Raw genomic sequence first — 9,028 nt, forward strand, 5'->3', positions numbered from 1 at the left:
TTCTGACCCTCTTCGGAGGGTTATTATTTAACACATTAATCGAACGTATATTCCAGAAAGGATATAAAATGGCACAGTTTATTAAATATAAAAACGCAAAAAACGAAGTGAGATATAGGTTTAAGGTGTATTTAGGACTGGATCCAGTAACTGGAAAACGGATTGAAACATCACGTCAAGGTTTTAAAACAAAACGTGAGGCAAAGTTAGCTTTAGACGCTGTTAAAGCTGAATATAACGTCAATGGTTGGAATGCTGGAAATAACAACTTAACGATTAATGATGTAGTTGATGATTATTTGGTGTCTTATAAAAAGAAAGTTAAACCACAAACTTACGCTCGAAACCTCAACAATTATAACCGACTTTTTAGAAATCACTTTGGGCAAAATAAAATAAAATCCGTAAAACCTTACGACTTGCAGCAATTAATAAACGAATTATCCGACAACCACCCAGCTTCTTATCGTGTATATATAAACGTTTTAAGGCAAGCGTTTAATTATGCTTATCGACTAGGACTTATTGACAGCAACATTTTTGATAAAGTAGAATATCCGCCTATTAAGACTAATAAACATGATTTTAATTTTTATTCAAAGAAAGAATTAAAACAATTTTTAGCAGCAGCCAAAAAAGACAACCAATACATATATGATGTTTGTTACCTTCTAGCTTTTACCGGGTTGAGAATTGGGGAATTGTTAGCGCTGACTGATGATGATATAGATTATACTCACAAAATTATTAAAGTGCGTCATACTGTAGCCTATGACGAGCGGACTAAAGAGACTTTTATTACTGCGCCTAAGACGCAAAGTTCGATTAGAGAGGTTTCATTCAATAATGAGTGCGCCAATATATTATCAAAGCACAATGGCATTTTGTTTAAATATAAAGGTGGATATACTCCTTATTGGTATCCTAGAACGCAACTACGGAACTTCTACAACAAACATAAAGAGTTGAAACAAATCAGAATACATGGTTTCAGACACACTCACGCTAGTTTATTATTTGAAGCTGGAGCAAACATTAAACAGGTTCAGAAACGATTAGGTCATACTAATGTGGACGTTACATTAGATATCTACACTCATATAACCAAAGATAAAACAAATGAAGTGGTCGATTTGCTAGATCGATATTTTGAGTAAATGTGGGTTACTTCGTGGGTTGTTTTCTAATAAATCTTTATATATCAACGATTATAAGCTATATATACATTTGTTACTAGAATGAAGAAACCTAAATCTGATTTCCCTAAAGCGATGATTATGCTTGCGGTAATGACAGCATTTTTAACAATCTTTGGTTCATTTTCAATGGGAGTATTCTTTAATGCTCATAATTTACCAAATGACTTAAAAATGAATGGGTCATATTATGCATTTCAAGCTTTAGGACAAGAATTTCATGTAGGTAATTTCTTTATGTATTGTTTTGCTTGGACTGAAGTTTTTTACTTATGTGCCCTTCTTGCAGTTTTACTTGATGCAATGACTCGAATTTTAATTTCAGATACCGGTTCTAAATATATGCCTAAGGTTTTAAGAAAAACAAATGCTAATGGACTTCCTATTAATGGTTATCTTTTAACTTGTTTCTTAAGTGCTTTTATTATTGGATTAGGAATTTTTCTCCCTGATATGAATGACATTTTTAATTGGTTGCTTAACTTAAATGGAATTGTATCTCCAGGAGTAACATGTTGGATTTTCTATGCATTTATAAAGGTTCGCCAAAACGAAAAACAATTATCTTCTGCTTATGTATTTATAAAAAATAGAAAATTTGCTTTAACTGTTGGCTGGTGGATGTTAATTGTTACAGCAACTGCTACTATTTTAGGAATAGCTCCTCAAGACGTAGCGATGTTTTCGGATACATGGTGGTATGAATTGGTAATTAATATTATTTCTATTATTGTTTTAATTGGCTTAGGTGCTATTATGCCTTATATTACGCGAAGAGAACAACGCAGTAAAATCGGAGAAGCATTTACTAAACTTCAATGGTTTGGAATGCTTAGTGTTTTATTAGTTGCAATGATTAGTAGTTTTTACCTTGGTGGAACTGATTTAGCAATGCGTTGGTGGTATATTTTAGCAATTACAATCATTGGGTTAGGATTAATTGCTTTGATTGGTAAAAAAGAGTATACAAAAAAATAAGTAAGATTGTTTGGATAACTAAGCATAGTTATCTACAATTAAGATAAACTAATAAAGGAGATTTGAGTAATGAATTTAGATAGTGTATTTGTTCTTAAAGGAAATCAAGGTTATGTTAGTAACATAACTGGAGAAGTAGGAAATGAAAAGTTAACGTACAGTGATTTTTGGATGGACGCCAAGCCATTTATGGATTTTGATGGTGACAAAGATGGAAAGTATTCTCCCGTAAAGTTAGCTAAAAAGTACAATTTAAAAATTGTAAAAATTACAGCTACTGAAGATGATTTTGAATAAATAAAAAGAAGTTGTGACAAAACACTAGAAACGAGTATGCTGTAAGAAAAAATCCGAACGAATCACGTAGTAAAGATTCGGAGGGGGTTGAACTTACAGGCATGCCCGTTTGTTTTGGAGCACGATTATATGGATATAGAAATAGAGGCTGGACTTACGTCACAGCCTCTTTTTTTATAATTCATATGGCAATTGAATTTTTGCTTTTGCTAAAACATGACCTTGCATTACATCTAATAATTCATTCATCCAAAAACCATTATCCAATGGTAATGCGGTATCTAGTGCATAAACTGAAAGAGTATAATTATGTACTCCTTCAGGTGGCTTAGGACCAATATATCCTTGAGAAATCTCAGTTGGTCCATTTACTAGTGCTCCCGCAGCACTATTTTTACCTTGAATAAAGTTATGTAGTTCTTGACTAGCATTTTCAGGTAAATGATTTAATTCAACTGGAATATTTGCGGCAGTCCAGTGAATCCAAGCAAAACCACATACAGGAATTGCATCAAAATCAACTAAAGTAAGTGCATAAGTTTGAGTATTTAGTGGAGCATCTTCAATAACAAGTGGAAATGAAACAATTGGATGATCATCTAACTGAAACTCTGGAGCTGTTTTTGCACCATACTTATCAGGCAAAAAACCCCTTTTTAATGGAACTTCTATTTTCATTTTTTCTCACCCTTTTCTTAATTAAAATGCAGTAAATCCACCATCAACGGGAACAAATACGCCGGTCATATTACTTGCCTCATCTGAAGCTAGGAATAAAATCACATCTGCAACTTCATCTGCACGGGCAACTCGATTTTGAGGAGAAGTTGTTTTTCCAGAAACAATTTCTTGACCACTTTCATCGCCATTTTGAGCTGCTTTTTGGCGCTTATTTTTCAAAAATTCCATAGCTTCATCTAACATTGGAGTTGCTGTGGTACCAGGATTAACTGAATTTACTCTAATATGATCGCTAGCATAATCTAATGCCATATTACGAGTTAATCCGTTAAGTCCGTGTTTGGAAGTAACATAAGCACTATGTCCAGGGAATCCTGTTAATCCAGCAACAGAAGCAACATTAATAACGGCCCCTTCGTCATTTTGCTTCATCACAGGAATTGCATAGTGAGACATGTAATATGCAATAAAAATATTAGTTTCAATTACCAATTTAAACATTGAAGGTGGCATTTGATCAACTGGTGCAGGTGTTCCAGTAATTCCAGCATTGTTTACTAATATATCAATAGTGCCAAAAGTATCAACAGCTAAATCAACCAATTTTTTACAATTTTCTTCTTTGGTTAAATCAGCGACCATAAACCTAACATTTGGTGTAATATTTTGAATTTCAGCTAATGTTTCGTGACTCATTTCTTCTTTTTTATCAGCTAAAATTAACTTTGCTCCTTCTTTGGCAGCGCGAATTGCAGTTGCTTTACCAATCCCTCCAGCAGCTCCAGTAATGATGATGACTTTATCTTTGAAGCGATTTTTAATAATATTTTGACTCATACAAATCATCTCTTTCAATTGATATTACGTAAGTTAATATAACACTTGTAATATATAAATTAAAATAAAACACATATACAAAAAATGAGATGATGCTAAAAAAACATCATCTCATTAATGATTAAATTTAATGTGTAGCTCTCATATAACGCATTGGTTCGGGATATAATTCTTGCCGAAACCGAGTTGTTGCGTTATCTGTTCTTTTATATTTTGTAATTGCTAGTTGGTTCAATTCAGCTTTTGTATTAGCCTTTAAGTAAACCTTACCTGATTGACATCCTATCATTAACCACATTTCAATCACTCTTTCTATAAAAACCTGAAAGTAACAATTAAAAAAGTTCCCCATTATGTTGAAAAAACTACTTACTTGCCCTTCAAATCTAGAATATCTTCTAGTTTATATAACTGTTTTAACATTTATTTTAAATAATGTATATTAAAAGCTAATCAATACAAAAAAGATTTGCAAGTGATCATTTTATATTAAAAAGTTAATTATGGATATACAAAAATGAGGTTGTAACATACTACATCTAATATGTTACAACCTCTTAAATCCCTTGAAGTTTGTAAGAATTCACATTGTGTTTTGAAGAAAGAATGCTATTCTTTTAGCAAACTTTCAATCGAAACATGGTATAACTCACTTATTTTAATTAAATTATTGATATCGGGAGTACTGATTTCTTTCTCCCAATTAGAAATAGTTTGTTGAGATACATAAAGCGTTTTAGATACTTCTTCTTGAGTTAACTCGCAGTTAATACGTGCAGCTTTTAAATTTTTTCCAAGCCTCATTATATACCCCTTTCCAAATTAACTGTGAATTTCCACAAACTTTATAGTTGAATCCCAAACAAGCATGCTTGTTTGAATTTCCCTTAAATTATACCCCTACTATATAGAATATTATGAATGAAAACTTAGAGATAATCAATCAAAAATACTTTTAATTACGATAATTTTTTTATTATAGATGTTACGCAATATAAAAGCTGTATTAATAAATAAGTTTTCTTATTCAAATAACTCTTGAATTTCACTTAAAACTAGCGGTGGATCAATTTTAATTTGCATTTCAACTGTTGATTTAGCTTTACCTTTATAGTCAGTAAGAGAAATTTCTTTAGCAGAATGCGGTAAAATATGACCAGTTCCAACATAGGTGAAGTCTTTTCCCTCAGAATCACTTGACTTTATAAAAAGATAAATTTTAACTTGAGGATTTCCTTGATCAACTCCTGCTAAAAGTTTTTGTACTTCAGGTGAAGACAAATGCCGTGGACTACGTGTATACCACTTAATAATTGAATTAGCACTAATATTATTTTGATAGCGTGCATTCCTTTTCTTTAGATCATCTTTTTTTAATGTAATGAAGATTGGACAAACTGTATCAGTTACCCGGTAACCATACAATGGTGCACTAACATCTTTAGGCCAATTCAATAAGCGGCAAACATCTTTGCGAGAATATTTTTGATACTTGGTAAATAATGCTGAGTTATCATATTTTTGATTTAAAAGTAATCCCGTTTGTAATGTATCAAGAACTAATGCCTTAAATGCTGCATCATGTAATGCAGTTTGAAATTTTGAACTTAATGAAATTTCAAATAAATTATATTCAATTAAAGAAGTGTCTCCATATAGTGCTTTACGTGTAGTTTTACCCGCTTTAACATCAAAAAATTGTAGTGATAAAACACTAATAATTGATTCCATTAAATCATGATTGAAGTAAATTCTTCTTTCCTTTAATAAGGCATGAAATTCATTAAATGAAATAGTTTGATGCTTAATTAAGTAAAGTAATAATAGTAATTCTTGTACCCGCTTTCCATTTGCTAATTCTTTAGTAATGAAAGTTAAAACTTGTTGCTGATAAGATGATAATTCAACTTCAACATTCATTTTTAAAAGAAATTTAGCATAGTTATCTAAACGTTGATTTTCAATAAATAAGGATGCAGAAATATCACTATATTTTTCAAAATCAAGTAATGTAGGTACTTTGCCTAATTTATTTGATAAGTTAATATATGCATTTTTAAGAGTCATTAATGAATTTAATTTAATCTTTTCAAGTGAATCTAAAATGCGTTTCTGAGCAATTTTTGTGAAGTTGATCGTTGAAATATCAATTACAGTATGTGTAAGTAAATCTTTTTTGATATCATCTTTTTGCATGTTAGTGTTGCCATATAAGGCAATCGGAATTAAGTAATTATTTTTGTAATTACCAATAAAATCAATGATTGTAACAAAGTCTTTACCAGGATATTTTCGCAATCCTCGTCCTAGTTGTTGAGTAAAAATAGTACTAGATTGAGTGTTTCTAAGCATAATAATTTGATTTAAACATGGAATATCAATTCCTTCATTAAATAAATCAATGGTGATAATATATTCAATTTTTCCCTTTTCAAGTTCTTGAACAACTTTTTGACGAAATTTTGCAGATGAATTATTAGTTAATGCTTTGGCAGGATGATGATGCTGATTGAATATTTCAGCAAGTTTTTCAGCTTCTTTGGTTCGACTACAAAAAATAAGTCCATGAATGTCCATTGATGAATCGGTATAGTAATTAAGTTCATCAAGAATATAGTTTACTCGTTGATCAGATGTTAAATATTTGAGCGGAGTTAATTCGTCAATAATTTGGTTTTGGTATTCAAAATCACTCACTCCGACATAATGAAAAGGACAAAGCATTTTTGCATCTAAAGCATCTCTTAAACGAATTTCATATGCTAAATTATAATCAAAAAGTTCAAAGATATTTTGTTCATCCATTCTTTCAGGTGTAGCGGTCATTCCTAAATAAAATTTTGGAGTAAAGTATTGCATAATTTTTTGATAACTCGTTGCACTTGCATGGTGAGCTTCATCAATAATGATTAAGTCAAATTCAGCAGGATCAAACTGATTTAAAGTTTGATTTTGTGAAAGTGTTTGGACTGTCGCAAAAACATATTTAGCATGAGTATTATGGTGTTGACCACTTAATATTCCAAAGTCTGTATTTGGTTTTTGAATAATTTTCTGGAAACTTTGCTTTGCTTTTTGCAAAATTTGTTCTCGATGAACGAGAAATAAAAATTTTTTTGGTTTAAATTTCTTTGCCCAAAATGCAGCTAAGTACGTTTTTCCTGTACCAGTTGCAGAAACAACTAGTGCCTTTTTAGCATGATTTTGATATAAATGACTTAGTTCATTTAAAGCAGCGAACTGCATTTTATTAGGTTTAATTGCTTGCTTTGAAGAACGAGAAGATGACGTTTGTAACAAAGGCTTTTGATAATTTCTTTCATAGTCATGAATCCATTTTAAAGAAAGTGATTCAGTGCGTTCAGTAATATCTTCAATTTCTTGAGTTAATTTTGCAAGAAAAGCTCCATTATTTAGTGAAGTAATTCGCATATTCCATTCTACATTCTTCAAGAGTGCATTTCGGGTAAAATTGGCACTTCCGATGTATGCAGTTTGATAATGATCATACTTAAAAAGATATCCTTTAGGATGGAATCCTTCATCTTGTGAAATTTTAATTTCAACATTAGGCAACTTTAATAGTTCCTGAAAAATTGTAGGAGAATTAAATCCTAAATAAGTTCCTGTAATAATGGTTCCATGTACATTTTTGGAGATTAAATCTTGCATAATTGCCTTTAATGGCACAAGCATATCTGCAGTAATAAAAGCTACTGTCCAAGTAAATGATTTACAATGAAGTAATTCAAATTTTAAATGTTCCCATAATGTATTATTTTTATTATTAGTAATTAATTTTGGTTCTAAAAATTGATTTTCAGTAGTAATGTCTTGGTTAATTAAACTATGTTGTAAAAAGTTATTAAAGTATTCTTTTTCCATTATTTTCTCTTTAATCGTCTTCCTAAAATTGTAATGCTAATAATAATTACAGAAACTAATATTAGCAAAAACATGCCTAATTTTCCACCTTTGAGTAAAGCGATTGATTCTTTCAAATAATGCAATAATTGTAGCCATTAAATTTGTTCCAATCGTTCCAGAATATTGTTGAAATGTATTGAATAATGAACTTAAGGATGAATGTTGTTGATTAGTTACATATTGTCCAACATCTGCCATGATATTACCAAATCCAAGGTTATACCCTAACCTAAAGACAGTATAAATCCATACAATTGAAATAATATTAAGGGCTTTAAAAACATTAAACAAAATTACTCCGGCACTTAAAAATAAAGAAAAGATCATTAAGGTGAAAAATGCTCCCTTTTGATCATAAACTTTGCCAGCAAATGGAGATAACAGTACCCCAATTACTGCTCCAGGAAGTAACAGTAAGCATGCAATTAATGAGTTGAAATGCAAAACTTCTTCTGCAAATAAATGCTAAACTTAAATTCATAAATTGAAGACAAAAGAAACTAATACCACGAATCGCAATAATTGGCTTTTTTAAGATTGTAAAATCTAGATAAGCTTTGAATAATAACAAAGAAAATAAAACTAGGTATTGCAGTTATGATTAAAGTGATTAGTAAATTATCATGATGATGACTAGTTTCAACCTTATTAATGAATAAACTAAATAGAATTAAAAAACTACTAAAAAAATAAAACTCCAATAATTAAAATTATGATGTAAGTAAGTTGGTCGATTATTAGGAATAACTTTAATTCCAAGCGCTAAAACTATTATTAATAAGATTAAGGCACCAATAAAAATAAAGCGCCATGATAGCGAATAAGTTAAAATTCCACCATATGTTGGGACAAATGATTTAATTATTGTAACTATTTCCTTGTATTTATCAAATTGTGATTTAGGAATTAAGAAGAAAACAATTTGATACATTAAAGGCGTTGCTAGCCCCTCGTTGCAATTGCATTTAATAAGCAACCCAAAAGAAGGATGATAAAATTCGGTACACTGCTACTAATTGTACATCCAATAATAAACAGATTTGCAGACCATAAAAATGTTTTTAAGCGAAATATGGCTCATAATATATGCAGTTGTACTCATATAATGATTG

8 protein-coding genes and 2 pseudogenes are annotated in these 9,028 nt (G+C 30.5%); 3 read left to right on the plus strand and 7 right to left on the minus strand.

Features of this window, described 5'->3' with window-relative positions:
- Window positions 1–68 precede the first annotated feature (68 nt).
- The 3 genes and pseudogenes from ACWCL1_RS05125 (at window position 69) to ACWCL1_RS05135 (ending at window position 2,471) form a co-directional block, all read left to right on the plus strand.
- A complete protein-coding gene (locus ACWCL1_RS05125) occupies window positions 69–1,157 on the plus strand; it encodes a site-specific integrase (protein WP_454545840.1) in 1,089 nt (362 codons plus the stop codon).
- Between the two features lie 60 nt (window positions 1,158–1,217).
- Window positions 1,218–2,174 (plus strand): annotated as a pseudogene (locus tag ACWCL1_RS05130) (amino acid permease); the annotation flags it as partial.
- 69 nt (window positions 2,175–2,243) lie between these two features.
- Window positions 2,244–2,471 (plus strand): hypothetical protein, encoded by a 228-nt coding sequence (locus ACWCL1_RS05135; RefSeq protein WP_454545841.1) that lies wholly within the window; start codon window positions 2,244–2,246, stop codon window positions 2,469–2,471.
- Window positions 2,472–2,645: 174 nt separating this feature from the next.
- Here ACWCL1_RS05135 and ACWCL1_RS05140 read toward each other — a convergent pair whose 3' ends face one another.
- The 7 genes and pseudogenes from ACWCL1_RS05140 to ACWCL1_RS05170 form a co-directional block, all read right to left on the minus strand.
- Window positions 2,646–3,149 (minus strand): YbhB/YbcL family Raf kinase inhibitor-like protein, encoded by a 504-nt coding sequence (locus tag ACWCL1_RS05140; RefSeq protein ID WP_454545842.1) that lies wholly within the window; start codon window positions 3,147–3,149, stop codon window positions 2,646–2,648.
- A gap of 21 nt (window positions 3,150–3,170) precedes the next feature.
- Complete coding sequence (locus ACWCL1_RS05145; RefSeq protein WP_454545843.1) at window positions 3,171–3,989, minus strand: SDR family NAD(P)-dependent oxidoreductase; 819 nt, start codon at window positions 3,987–3,989, stop codon at window positions 3,171–3,173.
- A 127-nt stretch (window positions 3,990–4,116) separates the two neighbouring features.
- Complete coding sequence (locus tag ACWCL1_RS05150; protein WP_454545844.1) at window positions 4,117–4,287, minus strand: hypothetical protein; 171 nt, start codon at window positions 4,285–4,287, stop codon at window positions 4,117–4,119.
- Window positions 4,288–4,598: 311 nt separating this feature from the next.
- Complete coding sequence (locus ACWCL1_RS05155) at window positions 4,599–4,793, minus strand: helix-turn-helix domain-containing protein (protein ID WP_454545845.1); 195 nt, start codon at window positions 4,791–4,793, stop codon at window positions 4,599–4,601.
- 219 nt (window positions 4,794–5,012) lie between these two features.
- Window positions 5,013–7,874 carry a DEAD/DEAH box helicase gene (locus ACWCL1_RS05160; RefSeq protein WP_454545846.1) on the minus strand — a complete coding sequence of 954 codons (2,862 nt, stop codon included), beginning with the start codon at window positions 7,872–7,874 and terminating at the stop codon, window positions 5,013–5,015.
- 36 nt (window positions 7,875–7,910) lie between these two features.
- Window positions 7,911–8,363, minus strand: a pseudogene (locus tag ACWCL1_RS05165) (MFS transporter); the annotation flags it as partial.
- A gap of 223 nt (window positions 8,364–8,586) precedes the next feature.
- Window positions 8,587–8,847 (minus strand): hypothetical protein, encoded by a 261-nt coding sequence (locus ACWCL1_RS05170; protein WP_454545847.1) that lies wholly within the window; start codon window positions 8,845–8,847, stop codon window positions 8,587–8,589.
- Window positions 8,848–9,028 lie beyond the last annotated feature (181 nt).

It is taken from the genome of Ligilactobacillus sp. LYQ135 (genome assembly GCF_053711055.1).